We start from the raw sequence: 16031 nt of genomic DNA, 5'->3' as shown, positions 1-16031 counted from the left end.
TGCTCCAAACTATGTGTTTTATTTTTTACACAAAACACCCCTGGTTTGGCTGATATACAATTAAGGCGCGGTTTTTATTAGTGAATCGCGCCCTATTGTTTAACTTATGATGTTTTTTCAATCAGTTTTATTTGAGGATTTTTGGCTAACAGCAACTCAACGAATTCCTTTTCATTCTTGGGGGATAACAGCATTTCACTATATTTGCCATACCTCAACGTCAACCTTTCGACCGATAAAGCAGGTGTTGCCATAAGGCTTTTTGTTTTACCGATACTATTTATATCCTGTATGGCGATTTCTGATCTAAACGGTCCATTTTTAATCTTTATAACATGGTTTTCTATTCGATAACCAGTGCCGAACCATATCCATAGCATAAACCCGATAGCCATTAAACCAATAATTCCAATGATAATACCGGGTACAGTTAGCGAAAAACTAAGAAGGATACTAAAAAAGACAAAGACAACAGTCCCCCAAAAAATCAAGGAATAGGTAGCGTCTTTTTTTGATGTGAAAAATATTTCGGTCACCTCTTTCGTTATTTTTTTTTCCACAAAATGGCCCAACAATATTATTTTAGCCGCTGTTCTTTATTCCGTGAAAGCGCCCGATTGCAGCATTGTCTTAAGCTTATATTAGCCGGTAGTTAATGAAAACGGAGATGCGCTATTATTGTGGGATATCCACGTTAGTACTATAAGTAAGCAATAAATTTATCAGAAGGCAGCAAGGTTAATTCTTCAATAGAAATACCTTCATTCCTTTCAAGATACCACTTTACCAAGTAATATCCTAAAGAATAGCCGCCCCAAAAAGGTAAGCCCTTTTCTTTATTTCCAAACATATATAAATCTGTTATTTGCCCTTTATCAAATAAATGCTCTTTATATGTGTTTTTCCATAATGTTTTAGCATCGTCTTCTGTTAGAGCATCTTTGTATGGTCCAAGATAAACTTCCCCTAATTTTATTCTTACAAAGTGTTCTGCTAAACCTTCCAAAATCAATCGGTCAAGTAAAGTCTGGCTCTCTTCATTCATGTCCAAAGCACTTATACGCCAGTGATGATGATATTCGTGAGTAATAACAGATTTCAGTGCTGTGCGGATATTATCTTCAGGGAGAACCGCAAAACACATCCTACCATCCCATTCTGTAAAGGCAGAAACCCCATCAAGTTTTTCCTTAACAAAATCATCATTTTCATCAAGTATGAACAACTCTAATTGGATGGATCTATTAGAAGGGAATTGTTTTTGTAAAAGCTCTAGTTCCTCTTTAATAAAATGTTCATTGGCAAGCTTACGCATCTTATTTAATTGTAATTCAAGTGAGTCAATATCATTATCTAAGCTAAACATTCCGAAGAACAACATTGCTTCTAATTCCTCTTTAGAGATTTCAAAAATATCAATGAATAGCTCTTCTCTACTTTTTTCAGGATTTAATTTCACTGCCTCAATAAACTGCTTTGTATGGTCAAGTCTAGGAACTATTTCAACCATTGATTTGGTTTTACTAATAACAACCCACTCCTGTCACATTCAATATATAAGAATGATCTTTCCACTAACTTCCTCAATTCTGGATACTTTTTTTCTTCAAGGAAAGCGCCCGATTGGAGAAGATTACAAACCATTGAATGGACAAAATCCAAAAAAATAAACCATGGCTCACAAGCTAATAGATACAGCTGTAATTACCATGATCATTCCTCTAAATTTTCCTTTATGCGTAAGATTGAAAATAACCCTAAAATCATTCTTTATTTTGATGATTACCTTCAATAAGAAGCCTCTTTCCATGGGCAATTCTGCAAACTAATTACCTTTTCTTCCAATAAACATTTTCTCTCTTATGTTTAATACCATCAATCCAAACAACGGCTTCTTCCTCATTAACTTCAAATACTAACATAACTTGATATAAACCAAGTCTTACCCAGTATCCTTTTAAAGTCCCATTGGGTATTTGTTTTGCAGTCAAAATGGGCATATATGATAAACGTTCAAAAGTATCCATATAAATGCGTTCTTTAACTTCTGGGGGATATGCAAGTATATTACTCAATTCATCAAGGGCAGTTTGTGACCAGTAAACGTTATAAGTTTTGTTCACTTTCAAACTCCCTAATTTTGTTCTGAAGATATTTTAGACCCTGCTCTTGATTGTAAATACGTCCATTTGTACGATCTTCCTTACTTTTCTGTACTTGACGGATGAGTTCCTTATCCTCCGTAAATAGGTCTAAATCAAATTGATCAATAGCTTCCCTTTCCCGTTTCATGTTTAGATAACCAATAAAATCATATACTTCAGCTGCATCTTCTTCGTGAATAAAGTCAATTAACTGTTTTAGCTCTTCACGGTTTACATTCATTTTAAACACCGCCTTGTATTTACTAACATCATTATATCATTGAATGCATCATTTACATAACTGGATCCTTATGTCAAAATCCTGCTTTCCTCTGTTTAACTGATTTACTTATGACCTCGACATGATGGTCCGAATCAGTTATGGTGCCTATTTAACAACTGCGCCCGATAACGGAAGACTCAACCGGCCCTAACTTAACCAAAAAGATTCAGCTTGTTCATGGGTTATTCTTAACTCAGAAACAATAAAATCTTGAATTAGACGTTCTCCCGATCCTTTCCATTTTTCGAATAAATCTAATAGACCATCTATATTTCCTTCTAAATAATTTTCAGCTAAATAAGTGATTAGCCAAGTTGCGCGCCAATAGTCATACAATGCACCAGTAAATCCACCTTCATCAGACTGTCCAAAAAAGTTTAAGGTATATGTTCCAAAAGATTTTTGAAACTCTTCAATTAATTTTTCTTCAACTTTTGTTATTCCCCTCAATTGGTCATTTGACATTAACACTTTTCTTGGTAAATAAAAACATAGCCCTTCTTCAAACCACATGTTTTCTGAATCAAGTCCTTCAAAGTTGTTTAATATATTGAGATGATGAGTCCATTCATGGGCTGCAATTATCGCTACATCTTTTAACTGAAGTTCGTTAAAATATGATTTAACCATTTCATTATTTGATTCATTAATAGCGCCTAAATAAATCTGTTTCCATATTTTAGTTGAAGGACATAAATGTATTAGATCACGTGAGGTATATGCTGGTAAAGGAGTTTCTGAAAAAACCGATGTTGCGGATTCAAAATCATGAAACACAATACCTTTTGGTTCATTAACTTCACCATATTTTCTAAGATTGTCCTTATAATCCAAAAGGAATGGAAATATTTTGTTTCCGTCACTGACAACAGTTTCTATGTATTCAGGATTTGTAACAGAATATGCTGTTTTCATTTACTCTCTCCCCCTTCGTTTATACACCTTCTATTTTTAGACTTCTATATACCAGTCCATAATCCTTTATTTTATGCTATAATGCACTCCAACGTAGGCGCTAATCCTTACTACGGAATAGCGCCCGATAATTTAAGAAACCTTTGCTGCAGTAACTTGTTCCAATAACCCATCAAGTGTTCCAAAACATTTTTCAACTTCTACTAGATGATAAAATGTACTCGTTGTTTCAAAATTATTTACCTCTTCATTTGGTGAGTAAAGAAAAATCCTCTTTCCCTGACCCAGTGCAATACCAAATTCAGTATGAGTACCCTTTCCCCCTGGTAATAAAACTACAATAAAGTCAGCTTCCATTACCCCATTTTTCTCTTTTTGTCCTATATTCCCCAAGTCTTCAAATGTAAATGTTTGTTCTTCTTTTCCATTTGCATTTTTTGTCCAATCATAAGTATGAATATAACCTTTACTCTTTAAGTGTTTCGCAACATACTGAACGGCTTTTAAATTTCTGAAACTTGATGCCACATAAAAACTCTCCATATTGATGATCACTCCCCTTTTCACTTTTAAGTTTCTAATGCCCAGTTAGACACAAATATCGTAACAAATTATTTAACAAAATGGCTCTTATGTACATTTCGGGCGCTGATCCTTATTTCCGGAATGGCGCTCGATTCTGGAGTAATTTATCTTATATCTTTTATTTCTTTTATTTGAAGGGATGAATCGTTAAGTAAACTAATTTCTGTTTGCATAAGGTTTGCATGTGGGAATGCTAATTCAGGGTTTTTATAGGAAATAATGATCTCCCCTTGATCGTCTCCATAGTCATTAAAAGTGAATTCGTCATAAAACCATTCTCTATTCTTTTCTTCGGATAGCTTTCGCATCTTATCTTCAAAGTTAGTTACATCTAATTCACCGTTGTGCTCAAAAATAACTTTTGTTTTCATTTTTATTCTCCTTTTTTCTATTTCTTTTACTATAACATTTAAAGCTCCAGAGGCTTTTCGCTAATTGGCCCGAGAAAGCAATAGTGGACGCATTTTTATTCCGCGCGCCCGATCGTATTAATGCATAACTACCTATATATTTATGCAGATATATAGGGTGTATAAGGTCTTATTGCTTCAATGATTTTTTTCTTATCTTGATAATTCGGTGATCTCTTTAATAAATTTATAATTAACTTTCTATACTCCCCTTTCTGCAATCCAAACTTTGGAGATATTTTGTCAGATAACTCCTTGAAATTAAATATCTTTAGGATATCTTCATATTCATTAATATATAAGAATAAATCCTCTTTCTCTTTGAAAATTGAATCTATATTCTCTTTTGAAAACTTATTTTCAATCTTACGTTTCACACCATCACTATCAATATTCTCATCTAAATTTAATGTTTTTAATTGATGGTTCATTTCACTCGAGAAAGCTGCTAGCAATTGTTTTTGTTTGATTCCATTATATATTCTAATTACAAAATCCTTTATTTCTTCAACCACACCTTCGTCTTTCCCTAACCTTTCTTTAATATATTCAAGCATTTCAGGCACGATAAATAAATTCTCCACCTCTGCAACATCAAGTGCAAAAATACCATCCAGCCTTAAAGACTCAAGTTGACTATCAGGTCTAAAATCCCTATCAATAATCCCATACACTTCAAGATAGTCAAGTTTTGAATAGCCTTTTTTTGCTTTAACATAGTTAATTACTTGTGAACAACCACCGCATGGAATTATGTGATAATTGAGGTCTTTATACAATTCCTGAAATAAAAGATAGTCAAGACTTTCTTTAGTGCCTTCAACAAATATTACCTTCTTTTGTGTACCTAACATTTCAAACAATAGCCCTTCTGGTAACTCTGAGTAATCTGTCAAAGGGAGAAATTCATAATCCCAATCCTCATTACCATTATAAGATTTGACCCAAAGAACTTCGTTTACGCTTCTTGAAACAGCAAAATCTAAATCATGAGTAATATACATGAAAACACAATCTTGACGTTCTTCCTCAAGCTTATCCCATAATTTTTTTATAATAGCTTTATGAATATGGAGTTCAGGTTCATCTATAATTAACATGGAATTTGGTTTTACAGATAAAGCTTGTACTATCATATATAGAATAACGCGTTCTCCATCACTCATTTCCTTCCCATGGTATCGTTCGCTATTAAATATTACATGAACTTCATTTCCAGAAAGGTCTAGTTGTCTATTTGGAAGTAAATAATCCCATATCTCTTGTGCTTTTTCTTTTAGGGATTTAATTGGTGGAGGAAATGCTTCATTTTTAGACTGAGCAATTCTACACTGTTCATGATATTGCTCAACTAACTTATTATTTCTAGCAAAAAATAACGAAAGAACTTTATCATAATCGTTTAACAAGGATGTGGCCGGATTTCTACCGTATCTAAATCCAAATTTACTTGAGTTAGGACTATCCGAACCTACAGTTGCTTCTTTTTCTGCGGAATCTAACCCTTTAATCACTATGCTTTCACTTAAAGAAAGTGATTTCTGGGCGGTAATTCTCTGTACTAATAAAGTCTCCGAAACCTCTCTATTATTAAAATTCGGATCATTTAATTCTTCAATTTTTACACTTAGCCTTGTTTTTCCTGCACCGTTGGCTCCAAGTAAAACAATCGGTTTACCTTGTTCAAATTGTCTTATTTCATCATTTGGAAATTTAATACCAATGCTCATAATTATCCCCCTAAAATGTCAACTATTTTCACCCTAAGTTATTCAACAATATGGCCCGATTACGGAAAACTATTATTATAACGAAAACCGTTATGTTCCTTAATGTATAGTTAAAATTTCATTTCCTATTACACTTAAAATGACCGATTGTATGATTTCAAATTTAAAATTCCATTTTATTATCCCTGATCCAGCACCATCCATTTTTTTTATCTTTCACAGTCATCGGTTCTCATTTTTGTATACAGCGTATACGAGAACCTGTCTTCCGGACAGCACAATTTCTTTTTCAACATGCATTCCGATTTTCTCTGCCACTTTTTTGGATCCGGAGTTTCCCGGTTGTATTAAAGCAATCAATTTCGGTGCACCTAACTTTTGTAAGCCATACCTTTTCAGGGCAGTTGCAACCTCAGTGGCATAACCGAGTCTCCAATATGGCCGATTAATCCAATAGCCAATCTCCAATTCGTTTATTCCACTTACCACTTGTGGAACTAAACCAGCATGACCTACAGGAATTCCATCTTTACGAACCATCACATGCAAACCGAATTCAGATCCTCTTTCGTAAGTATGATAGATCCAATCCAGGAAATTTTTTATTCCATTTTCATCTTTTGTTCTACCGTCCCCGATAAAGCGCATGATTTCCGGATCAGCTAACATAGATGCCAGGAAGCATTCATCATTGTCTTCATAGGGGCGTAGCTTTAAATTTTCTGTTGTCAGATTCATCCTATTTCATTCCCTTAAACGTGATTTCCAATGTCGGAATTAACCTTTTCAGATCTAATACAATTGTTCTTCTCACATCAACCTTATCCGACACAAGTCAGGAATGATCGGATTTCATCACAACCGTCTTTGCAAAAAGGTCATGCACAACACGGTGGTCTTTACGAAAACAGAGGAATAAGATTGATAGGATTGGCAAGCCATAACAGAACACAACAACCATCATCCAAGTTAATCCCGACAGAGTCCATTCCTGATGCATTCCGGTAAAGATAAACGTGTGAGCCGCTTGCCATGGCAACAATTTAATAACATTTCGCAGCATAACTTGGAATAAAGTTGGGGAATCCCCGTCTGTTGATGCTATGCAAATTTTCATTTTTCGCTTGCCATATGTTGCGTGTTCTGCAGCGGATTCCATGATTACAAAATATAGAAAAACTGGAAAAGCCAATGTTAAAAACGCTGTGAGTTCGCGTGTCAAACGTCCTGTGTCAGGAATTCCATCAAGTATGAACTGATAAAACAGTGCTGCCAATCCAAATAATATACATGCATAAACAACGACCAAAAAATAATCAATCACCAACGCCGCGAGTCTCTTAGCAATGCTTGCGGAGTTCCCCATCACCTGCACCCCTGTCGTCTGATTTTTAAGCCGTTACTTTGCCATTAAAAATTCACTTCCCAAAAGCTGCTGTACCACCTGTAGATCACTCATTTCACACCATTGTTCAGCAATTTTTCCATTTTCAATACGGAAGATAATAATGCCTGTTTCTGTCACTTTTTGATCTTCCGATGGTATATCCAATAACCCGCCTTTATATGTACTGTAACCGGTATAACGGGCAACAATTTTGTCCTCCTCTTCAATGATATCGTTTGTAAACCATGTTCGATTTGCAAATGAGTCACAGTACCATTCCAGCCATTTTTTAAAGCCATCCGTTCCGACAGCGCTTTCATTACGCCCCTGTGAATAGATCACCATATCTTTGGCTGCAACAGTATCGACTGCATCCAAATTACCTTTCGTAAACACCTCGTCAAACCATGTTCTAACGATTGCTTCCTTTTCTGCACTAGCCATAAAAGTCACTCCCGCTCCACAATTCCTTTCCATTTTACTATATCACAATTTTCCAACAACATTGTCATTTTTTCCATGTAGTTAGATAACTCCACAAATCACGATAAACGCCCCAAGTATGGTTACAGCCCAATTATAAGAAATAAGTGCAATGAAAGATGGAAATCTGCCTAAGTATGTCAAGCTGTAGTATATTTCCATAAATCACCCGCTAACGTTGCATATAAAAATGGTGCATCTGATTTGATACACCATTTTCCTGTATATTTTCCTAAAAGCTTGTTTTCGGATTCGGTCCCCATTTGTTTCGGCCGAACTCACTATCGAGGACCATAAAGACAAATAAGATGATCCAACCGACAACCGGAACCAATGAAATTAATATCCACCAGCCGGATTTTCCCGTGTCATGAAGTCTTCGGACATTTACTGCCAACGATGGCAGAAAGATAAATAATGAATACAATGTTGTCAATACTGTAGGAATCCCAAGTAGAAACTCCAATATGGATAGTATGGTTGCAATAATTGCGTTAATCAGGACAAACATCCAGTACTCCATCCGTCTAGCACGGCCATCGAACGTGACATAATTCTTTATAACCTTTGTATACCATTGCATTAATGGTTCCCTCCCTTCTCGAAACAGACTAATGATAAGTATGCAAATCAATTATATTTTACTATAATTAATTGTTTTTTTACAAAAGAATAAATTGTCCCTTATATTTCATTCCATTGTGGAAAAGCACAATTCCTTTTTCCCTGAATAAACTAGGCACAAAACCAGTAAAGGGTGGGAAATATGCCTGTAGCATTACCAGTCAATATTGAGCCGGTTCGCATCAGTAACGGACCGCAAATCCAAGTCATCTATCCAAAGGTGTTTGGCATGCGGGATCGGTCAATGGAACGATTTATAAACCAGTCCATTGCGCATGAAACCCAGGAACTCATTAACATGCAGATTGAAGAAATGCCGACGACGCTTGTGGAAATGGACGGTTCCTTTGAAATTAAAAATAACCAGCGGAATGTGTTGAGTTTAACATTATCCAACTATGCTTATCATTACCATGCAGCCCATGGCATGACATACATCAAGTCACTAACATTTGATTTGGATCAGCGGAGACAATACAGTTTAAGTGATTTATTTAAGCCGGGAAGCAATTATGTAGAGCGATTGTCTGAATTAATTAATGAACAAATCGCCGAGCGGGATATTGATACATTTGAAAATCCAGTAACAATCCAGCCGAATCAGGATTTTTACATTGCTGATAAAACTCTCGTTATCTATTTTCAGCTTTATGAGATTACTCCATATGTGTTCGGTTTTCCGATGTTCCCGATTTCCGTCTATGCCATTCAGGACATCATTAATGAAGACGGTCCACTTGCTCCGATGGTGATAAATAATTAAGTTTTAGTAGAAGGGCAAACATATAGTTGGACGGGAACTGAATTATGAACTTTGGCGATCCGATTAATTTTTCAGCCATTTTGGCGGCTGCACATTAAAACATAGGGATAAAATCGTACACCACACTAAAAGAAGCAATCCCCAATTGTGGAAGATTGCCTCTTTTCTTTATTTCAGCTTATTCACATACTGACGCATATTCTCCGATATACCGGCCAGGCAAATGACTGCCGGATCAGCATCGGTATCCAGCTTCACCGTTGATCCATTTGTTGGAAGCGTTTCTTCAAAAATCGCTTCATATTCAGGGACAGTCACTTCTTTTCGTGATGCGAACATCTTGTTGTGATTTTCTGTTTTCAGATAATCCCGGTAGTTTGACTGCAGGATACCTGTGAAAAATTCACCGACAGCCCCCGATCCATAGCTGAATAGTCCAATTCGCGTGCCTGGTTTCAGATCCTCTTTTTGTTCCAGTAAGGAAAGCAAGCTCAAATACAGTGATCCGGTGTAGATGTTTCCAACATTCCGGTTGTAGCCGGTACTGATCTGATAATTTGCTTTCAGCCGCTCTTGAACATCTTCCGGCGCATCCTCCAAAACAGGTTTCAATGCTTTTTTGCCCATTTTTGTGTATGGGAGGTGGAATGTAATTGCTTCAAAATCTTTCAGGTCAAGGCCTGATTTTTGTTTAAATTGCTCCCATACATCCGCGAAAAATGCAATGTATTGTTCGTTTGATAATTTTCCATTGACGAACGCCTTATCGGAATAGACGGGACGCCAAAAATCCATTACATCGGCGGTCATGTAAGCAGATTTATCTTCAAGTGCCATGATTCCCGGATCCGCGCAGATGACAAGTGCAACTGCACCTGCACCCTGAGTAGCTTCTCCTGATGTATTCAATCCATATCTGGCAATGTCTGAACCCAACACAAGCACCTTGCTTTCCGGGTTCAGCGCGATATGCCCTTTTGCCATCTGAATGGCGGCAGTTGCGCCGTAGCATGCCTGCTTCACTTCAATTGCACGTGCATTTGGATTAATTCCGAGCAATTCATGGACATAGACAGCTGCCGACTTGGAGCTGTCAATACCTGACTCTGTTCCAAAAATCACAAAATCAATTTGCTCTTTGTCGGCTTCATCCAAAATTTCATACGCGGCATTTGCGGCAAGTGTAACCGGATCCTGCGTAACAGGAGGAACTGCCATTTTTTCCTGGCCGATTCCGATGGTGAATTTACCCGGATCAATATCTCTGCTCACTGCAAGTTTGTTCATATCAAGGTATAGATGTGGTGTGTAAAATCCTATTTTGTCAATTCCTATCTTCAACGTTTTTCCCCTCTTCTTGGCGGTGAATTGTATACGTTAGCTTTTAATTCAAGCATAAAATCAATAAATTACATAATAATACAATCTTACATTGAAATCAATTCGAACAAATTTCATTGTCAAAATATGCCTGAATCTCTTTTCTTCCCTTTAAGATGATAACCTTTTTACTTGGGTCAGCTTCCTGGAATTCCCGGAATCTGATGCGCATCTTTTGCTTACGCTTATGGTAGGTCGTTATGATAAATTTTATGAATGGATAATCCAATTTTTCTTTACATCCCGCTCCCATGTCCGGGCGGGTTTTTCCAATATTGGTCAGCCACCGCTTTACCACCCTGTACATGCAGATTGTAAGCGGCAGCTCCAGGTAGATGATTGTGTCTGCACGCGGAGCTCGTATATCATATGTGGTACTGTAATTCCCCTCGATAATCCATTGATCCTGGTCCACTATTTTCTGATTGCTGTCACGAAATTCCTCTTTGGATGCCTGCACCCAATCCGGCTTCCAGAAATAAGCATCAAGATGATACACATCAATGTCCAATTTTTTGCCGAGTTTCCTGGCAAACGTTGACTTTCCAGCCCCGGCTGATACCCCCATGACCATGATTCGTTCCACCGTAACACCAGCTCCCTTTCCGATGATAAGCATAGTACATCATACCATATACCGGTTAGGTCCTGTTAAAATTCTTCGCTCTGCCGATAACTTTCTACTTCTCCCCTTTATGATTTTTAAATTATTGTAAAATATCATCTCTCCCCATTGCGCGCCTCTTTTCAATATGCTATTTTTGCAATATAGACTTTCGATATTGTGTTTCGAAATCAAAGGGAGGTGTTCAGGTTGGAAGATCGTATATTGCGGAAGCTTTTTCTTGGTTTCATTCAAATCCATATTTTGCATCATGCTATGGAACACCCAATATATGGGGTCTGGATGCTTGATGAACTGAAGGAACATGGTTATGAAATGAGTGCGGGAACACTGTACCCCATCCTTCACAATATGGAATCGGATGGACTTTTGCTGAAGGAAGAAAGAAACGTGGATGGTAAAGTACGGAAATATTATTCGGCTACAGATAAAGGCGAGATTATTTTGGAACAGGCACGTGATAAGGCGTTTGAACTGTTTAAAGAAATTAAGGACTAAAGGAGATAACCCCCGCATGAATGAAAAAAATAAGCTGAAATCACTGCTTGAAATATTAATGGTTTCAATTAAACTTGGTTTCACTTCTTTTGGTGGGCCAATCGCACATCTTGGGTATTTTCACGATGAATATATTCGAAAGAGAAGATGGATGGATGAGGAAAGTTATGCGGATCTGATTGCGTTATGCCAGTTCTTACCCGGCCCTGCAAGCAGTCAGGTTGGAATTGGTATTGGGGTAAAGCGCGGTGGAGTTCTTGGTGGAATCACATCATTTATAGGCTTTACCTTGCCATCTGTCGTAGCACTAATTATTTTCGCATCCTTGCTTCATACGTTCAATCTGCAGGATGCCGGCTGGATTGATGGGCTAAAAATTGTCGCGGTAGTTGTGGTGGCGCAGGCTGTGTTAGGGATGGCGAAAAAACTGACTCCGGATATTCAGCGAAAAACGATTGCGCTCATTGCCTTAATCGTTACCTTACTATGGCAAACAGCTTTTACGCAAGTAGCTGTAATCTTAATCGGCGGGGCCATTGGATTTATTCTTTTCAGGAAACAGACCGCGCTAGAAAAAGGATCGAAAGTCTCACATTTTCCTGTTTCAAAAAAATTGGGTACTGTTTGTCTCTCGTTATTTTTCGGATTATTATTTGTCCTACCGGTTTTAAGCAATATTACGAAGCTTGAGTGGCTTACCTTGTTTGACAGTTTTTACCGCTCCGGATCACTTGTGTTTGGTGGCGGACATGTGGTCCTGCCATTACTGGAGCAGGAATTTGTCCCTGCCGGATGGTTGAGCGAACAAGAATTTCTTGCCGGATATGGTGCAGCACAGGCGGTACCGGGTCCGCTGTTTACATTTGCCGCTTATATTGGTGCAGTAATTCATGGCTGGCAGGGCGGATTGCTCGGAATGATTGCAATCTTCCTTCCCGCCTTTCTGCTTATATTAGGGACGCTTCCGTTTTGGGATGCATTACGAAGCAATCCAAAAATAAAAGGTGTGTTGATTGGCGTAAATGCTGCTGTTGTCGGGATTCTTATTTCTGCCTTGTACTCCCCTATCTGGATCAGTTCCATATCAACAGCGATGGACTTTGCGCTTGGAGCTGTCCTGTTCAGCATGCTGTATTACTGGAAATTGCCTCCTTGGGTGATTGTTATTACCGGGGCTTTTGGTGGAATGCTGATTTCAAACGTTGGATAAAAAAATGCGAAGCTGATCCCTTCAACAGAAGGATCAGCTTTGTTATTCCCGTTCATGTTTTTTTAGCATGTCTTCCAAATACTTCTGTGATTTCCCTTTAGGAATACTGAGACTTTCCCAACTCTCCCCTTTCACCTGTTTGCCAATATATATAATTTGACCGACATGTGAGGCGTAATGAGCCAGCTGCCTTTCAATTGCCTCTAGTACAGTATGTTCTTCTCCGCGAATGTAGATGCGCTTCATTATATCTTCTTCCTTTAAACTGTCCAATGCGGAAAAAAGCGTTTCCCAACCTTTTTCCCAGGCAAAGATCAGCTCCTGCTTGGAGGTCTGATCATCTTCAAATTCATTATCACGGTTTCTGTATGGCTTTTCGCCATCGGAATTCAGAAAATCTGTCCATCTGGATACCATATTGCCGTTTAAATGCTTTACAATTACCGCAACACTGTTCGACGCATCATTGTACGCCCAGTGAATCTCCTCTTCCGACAGCCGGTTTATCGTTTTGTCACCTTGTTTTTTCATATCTTTAAATTTTTTTATGATAACATGCAGATACGTCTTCTCCAGTTTCATAGGTCTTTTAGTACCATGTGTTTTCTTGTTTTTCGTCAGTATATAAACCAAGAGTGTCCCAAATGATAGCATCAAAAATAGAGTGTCATAAACAGACATCAAGCCTCACCTCTTTATCAATTAATTACCTTACTATTTCGCTTTTTCTATGTGAATTCCTGCCAGAAATCCAGTTATTTTCAAACAATTCCCCCTTATGGTACAGTGTTTTTTGCAGGGGTGTCGTTCGACAATTTCGGAATGGATGATGCTTACTGGAATAGACAGCAGTTATGAATATTCAATTATGCATAACCAAAATGGGAGTGGAGTGAACGATGAGCAGTACGATTCGCCTGTTGCAGGATGATGATAAACCACTTGTTGAAGCGATGGATACAGGGATTGAAAATGATTATGTGTTAAGGGTTTTTGACAGATTAAGCCGGGAACCAAATCGTATTTACGGGCTCTTTCAGGACGGGCAACTCGTCAGCATTGGCGGGATTTCCATATATGCTAATACATATGCCATGCTTGGCAGAATACGAACTGATCGCCGTTTTAAAAAGAAAGGTTATGCATCCGAGATCATGTCGTATATAAAGGATGTGGCGTTTCGGGATGAAAAAATTCAGTGGGTTGGTGCGAATACACAGGAAGAAAATTTGCCTGCACGCCGGGTAATGGAAAAAATCGGACTTTCGGAATACACAATGCTGCACGGCGCACTGACAAAAAATACATCCATGCTGGAATCCGGTGCGATGCCATGGAGGCCGGTTACAGAACTGGAACGGAGGAAAAAATGGATCCATCAAACGTTCATAGAACCGGGAAACGTTTTTCCGTATGAATGTTATTATCCGTTTCCGGCAACGGCGAATTTATTTCCTGACCATGAATTACGTAAGTGGACGTTTTATGAGAATGCCGATGCGTCCAGATTTTTAATAACCAAACCGGATCAGAAAAAGCACCAATATTTGCATGTCATTTATCCATGGTCTGACCTATCCGATCAGGAAGGCCTCTGGGAGACAATCAGCCGCGATTACAGACAACTGGCAAATCAAACTGGTGAGGAGACGTATATCTGGATGGATTTGACCAAAGAAGAGGCACAAACGTTACCGGCTGACCATGCTTTTATATTGAAATCACCATGGATTTTATATGGAAAAAACAAATCAAAATAAGTAAAAGTGGCTCGCCGGCGTCGGCAAGCCACTTTTTTTAATCACGCACTTTCCCTTGAAGATTGTTCATCATTTTTTATTAAGGAACTTCTGAATGGCGCAATAATTAGTGCCAGTATCAGGAATAGCCCCATATAACCAATTGTCGGATAGAATAAGGCGACCAAATCGGTGAATCCGACAAAGCTGAGCACGAATGCAGCAATTCCGGTGATAATTACAAAAATTTTGTGGTTACTTGTGCCAACATCGGTAAAGCGAGCCGCAAAAGCAAAGAACATTCCAACTGCAGTGTTGAAGACCATACCGAACAGAATTACCGCATAAACAATTCCCAATACCGGTGAAATATTGTTCACCAGCTCAAGCATCGGCATTTCTGCATCGGCAACTGTTTCAATTTTTGAGAAAATGGCCAAATCGCTTAAGACAATTATAACACCAATTCCCAGTCCGCCGACTAGTCCGCCAATGGATGCCGTTTTTTCATCTTTTTCATTACCGCCCATTAATAGAGCCATAGAAGCTCCAACTGCAATATTAAATGAAGCATAATTAATCCCGGAAATAAACCAATTCGGCAATGAAGATGGCAATCCGGCTGCAATCGGTTCAAGTTCTGTAAAAGATGAATCCATTGTTGCAATACTGTATATCGATACACCTATTACAGACAGTATCAAAAACGGTGTGATACTTCCGATTACTTTCTCAACAGCACTAATATTCATCATAATGGTAACTGCTACCAATATACTCATAACAATTATACCGAAACTGGAAGGAAGTCCAAATTGCTGACTGAAAATGGAGCCTGCTCCGGCGATCATCACTACCCCTACCCCAAATAGAGTAAAAATAATGATATAGTCCACAATCACGCCGAGCCATTTCCATCCACTCACTTTATAAATCGCCTCTTTATGTGAGGTAGCCTGCATGCGGCTGCCGAGCCTTGCCAGTATAAAGCCCAAATACGCGAATAAAGCAGTTGATATAATGGTGGCAAATATCCCCATATAACCAAAACTGGTAAAATACTGCAGAATCTCCTGCCCGGAGGCTAGTCCGGCTCCAATGATAACTCCCATAAAAGCGCTTCCAATTTGTAAAATCCGTTTCATATTATCCTCCCTAGTCTATCTAAGTTGTCTAAACTGAAAACATAGTCTAGTATATCACAAAAATCAAACAAATGTTTAGTGATATTTAACAACATAAATCAGAAAATTTG

The 16031-nt window shown here is 38.1% G+C and carries 20 protein-coding genes; 4 read left to right on the top strand and 16 right to left on the bottom strand.

Going from position 1 to position 16031, the window contains the following annotated elements:
* Positions 1-104: 104 nt before the first annotated feature.
* From B1K71_RS04020 to B1K71_RS03965, 12 genes are all read right to left on the bottom strand, one after another.
* A complete protein-coding gene (locus B1K71_RS04020; RefSeq protein WP_139343293.1) occupies positions 105-560 on the bottom strand; it encodes a PH domain-containing protein in 456 nt (151 codons plus the stop codon).
* 140 nt (positions 561-700) lie between these two features.
* Complete coding sequence (locus tag B1K71_RS04015; protein WP_077324721.1) at positions 701-1510, bottom strand: DUF2268 domain-containing protein; 810 nt, start codon at positions 1508-1510, stop codon at positions 701-703.
* Between the two features lie 319 nt (positions 1511-1829).
* Positions 1830-2123: a type II toxin-antitoxin system RelE family toxin gene (locus tag B1K71_RS04010; RefSeq protein WP_077324720.1), complete on the bottom strand. Its 294-nt coding sequence runs from the start codon at positions 2121-2123 to the stop codon at positions 1830-1832.
* Positions 2107-2385 (bottom strand): hypothetical protein, encoded by a 279-nt coding sequence (locus tag B1K71_RS04005; protein WP_077324719.1) that lies wholly within the window; start codon positions 2383-2385, stop codon positions 2107-2109. The genes B1K71_RS04010 and B1K71_RS04005 overlap by 17 nt, the downstream gene beginning before the upstream one ends.
* 189 nt (positions 2386-2574) lie before the next feature.
* Positions 2575-3342, bottom strand: a complete 768-nt coding sequence (locus B1K71_RS04000) for a hypothetical protein (RefSeq protein ID WP_077324718.1) — start codon at positions 3340-3342, stop codon at positions 2575-2577.
* A 132-nt stretch (positions 3343-3474) separates the two neighbouring features.
* Entirely contained in the window at positions 3475-3885 is a 411-nt protein-coding gene (locus tag B1K71_RS03995; protein ID WP_077324717.1) for a nucleoside 2-deoxyribosyltransferase, read from the bottom strand.
* A 146-nt stretch (positions 3886-4031) separates the two neighbouring features.
* A complete protein-coding gene (locus tag B1K71_RS03990; protein ID WP_077324716.1) occupies positions 4032-4298 on the bottom strand; it encodes a hypothetical protein in 267 nt (88 codons plus the stop codon).
* A gap of 140 nt (positions 4299-4438) precedes the next feature.
* Positions 4439-6067: a DUF4435 domain-containing protein gene (locus B1K71_RS03985; protein WP_077324715.1), complete on the bottom strand. Its 1629-nt coding sequence runs from the start codon at positions 6065-6067 to the stop codon at positions 4439-4441.
* A gap of 222 nt (positions 6068-6289) precedes the next feature.
* Positions 6290-6805 (bottom strand): GNAT family N-acetyltransferase, encoded by a 516-nt coding sequence (locus tag B1K71_RS03980; protein WP_077324714.1) that lies wholly within the window; start codon positions 6803-6805, stop codon positions 6290-6292.
* Between the two features lie 97 nt (positions 6806-6902).
* Positions 6903-7433, bottom strand: a complete 531-nt coding sequence (locus tag B1K71_RS03975; RefSeq protein WP_077324713.1) for an RDD family protein — start codon at positions 7431-7433, stop codon at positions 6903-6905.
* 33 nt (positions 7434-7466) lie between these two features.
* Positions 7467-7898, bottom strand: coding sequence for an ester cyclase (locus tag B1K71_RS03970; protein ID WP_175631828.1), 432 nt, complete (start codon positions 7896-7898; stop codon positions 7467-7469).
* Between the two features lie 271 nt (positions 7899-8169).
* Positions 8170-8520 carry a DUF805 domain-containing protein gene (locus B1K71_RS03965; RefSeq protein ID WP_077324711.1) on the bottom strand — a complete coding sequence of 117 codons (351 nt, stop codon included), beginning with the start codon at positions 8518-8520 and terminating at the stop codon, positions 8170-8172.
* 183 nt (positions 8521-8703) lie between these two features.
* On the opposite strand from B1K71_RS03965, the gene B1K71_RS03960 reads away from it, so the two are divergent.
* Complete coding sequence (locus B1K71_RS03960; RefSeq protein WP_077324710.1) at positions 8704-9324, top strand: DUF3298 and DUF4163 domain-containing protein; 621 nt, start codon at positions 8704-8706, stop codon at positions 9322-9324.
* 168 nt (positions 9325-9492) lie between these two features.
* Here the strand turns inward: B1K71_RS03960 and B1K71_RS03955 are convergent, their stop codons facing one another.
* Entirely contained in the window at positions 9493-10665 is a 1173-nt protein-coding gene (locus B1K71_RS03955; protein ID WP_077324709.1) for a hydroxymethylglutaryl-CoA synthase, read from the bottom strand.
* Positions 10666-10762: 97 nt separating this feature from the next.
* On the bottom strand, positions 10763-11290 hold the full coding sequence (locus B1K71_RS03950) for a topology modulation protein (protein ID WP_077330013.1): 528 nt from the start codon (positions 11288-11290) through the stop codon (positions 10763-10765).
* Between the two features lie 228 nt (positions 11291-11518).
* Between B1K71_RS03950 and B1K71_RS03945 the strand changes: the two genes are divergently transcribed.
* Positions 11519-11827 carry a PadR family transcriptional regulator gene (locus B1K71_RS03945; RefSeq protein WP_077324708.1) on the top strand — a complete coding sequence of 103 codons (309 nt, stop codon included), beginning with the start codon at positions 11519-11521 and terminating at the stop codon, positions 11825-11827.
* A 16-nt stretch (positions 11828-11843) separates the two neighbouring features.
* Positions 11844-13037, top strand: a complete 1194-nt coding sequence (locus B1K71_RS03940) for a chromate transporter (protein WP_077324707.1) — start codon at positions 11844-11846, stop codon at positions 13035-13037.
* 42 nt (positions 13038-13079) lie between these two features.
* Here B1K71_RS03940 and B1K71_RS03935 read toward each other — a convergent pair whose 3' ends face one another.
* Positions 13080-13718: a DUF1572 family protein gene (locus tag B1K71_RS03935; RefSeq protein ID WP_245799150.1), complete on the bottom strand. Its 639-nt coding sequence runs from the start codon at positions 13716-13718 to the stop codon at positions 13080-13082.
* Between the two features lie 218 nt (positions 13719-13936).
* On the opposite strand from B1K71_RS03935, the gene B1K71_RS03930 reads away from it, so the two are divergent.
* On the top strand, positions 13937-14797 hold the full coding sequence (locus tag B1K71_RS03930; RefSeq protein WP_077324706.1) for a GNAT family N-acetyltransferase: 861 nt from the start codon (positions 13937-13939) through the stop codon (positions 14795-14797).
* A 41-nt stretch (positions 14798-14838) separates the two neighbouring features.
* Here the strand turns inward: B1K71_RS03930 and B1K71_RS03925 are convergent, their stop codons facing one another.
* Positions 14839-15921 (bottom strand): YkvI family membrane protein, encoded by a 1083-nt coding sequence (locus B1K71_RS03925; RefSeq protein ID WP_077324705.1) that lies wholly within the window; start codon positions 15919-15921, stop codon positions 14839-14841.
* Between the last annotated feature and the right edge of the window lie 110 nt (positions 15922-16031).

This window comes from Virgibacillus siamensis, from assembly GCF_900162695.1.
Lineage (GTDB): Bacteria > Bacillota > Bacilli > Bacillales > Amphibacillaceae > Lentibacillus > Lentibacillus siamensis_A.
Note: the sequence above shows the minus strand (reverse complement) of the source record. Positions and strands in the feature narration are given on the sequence as shown.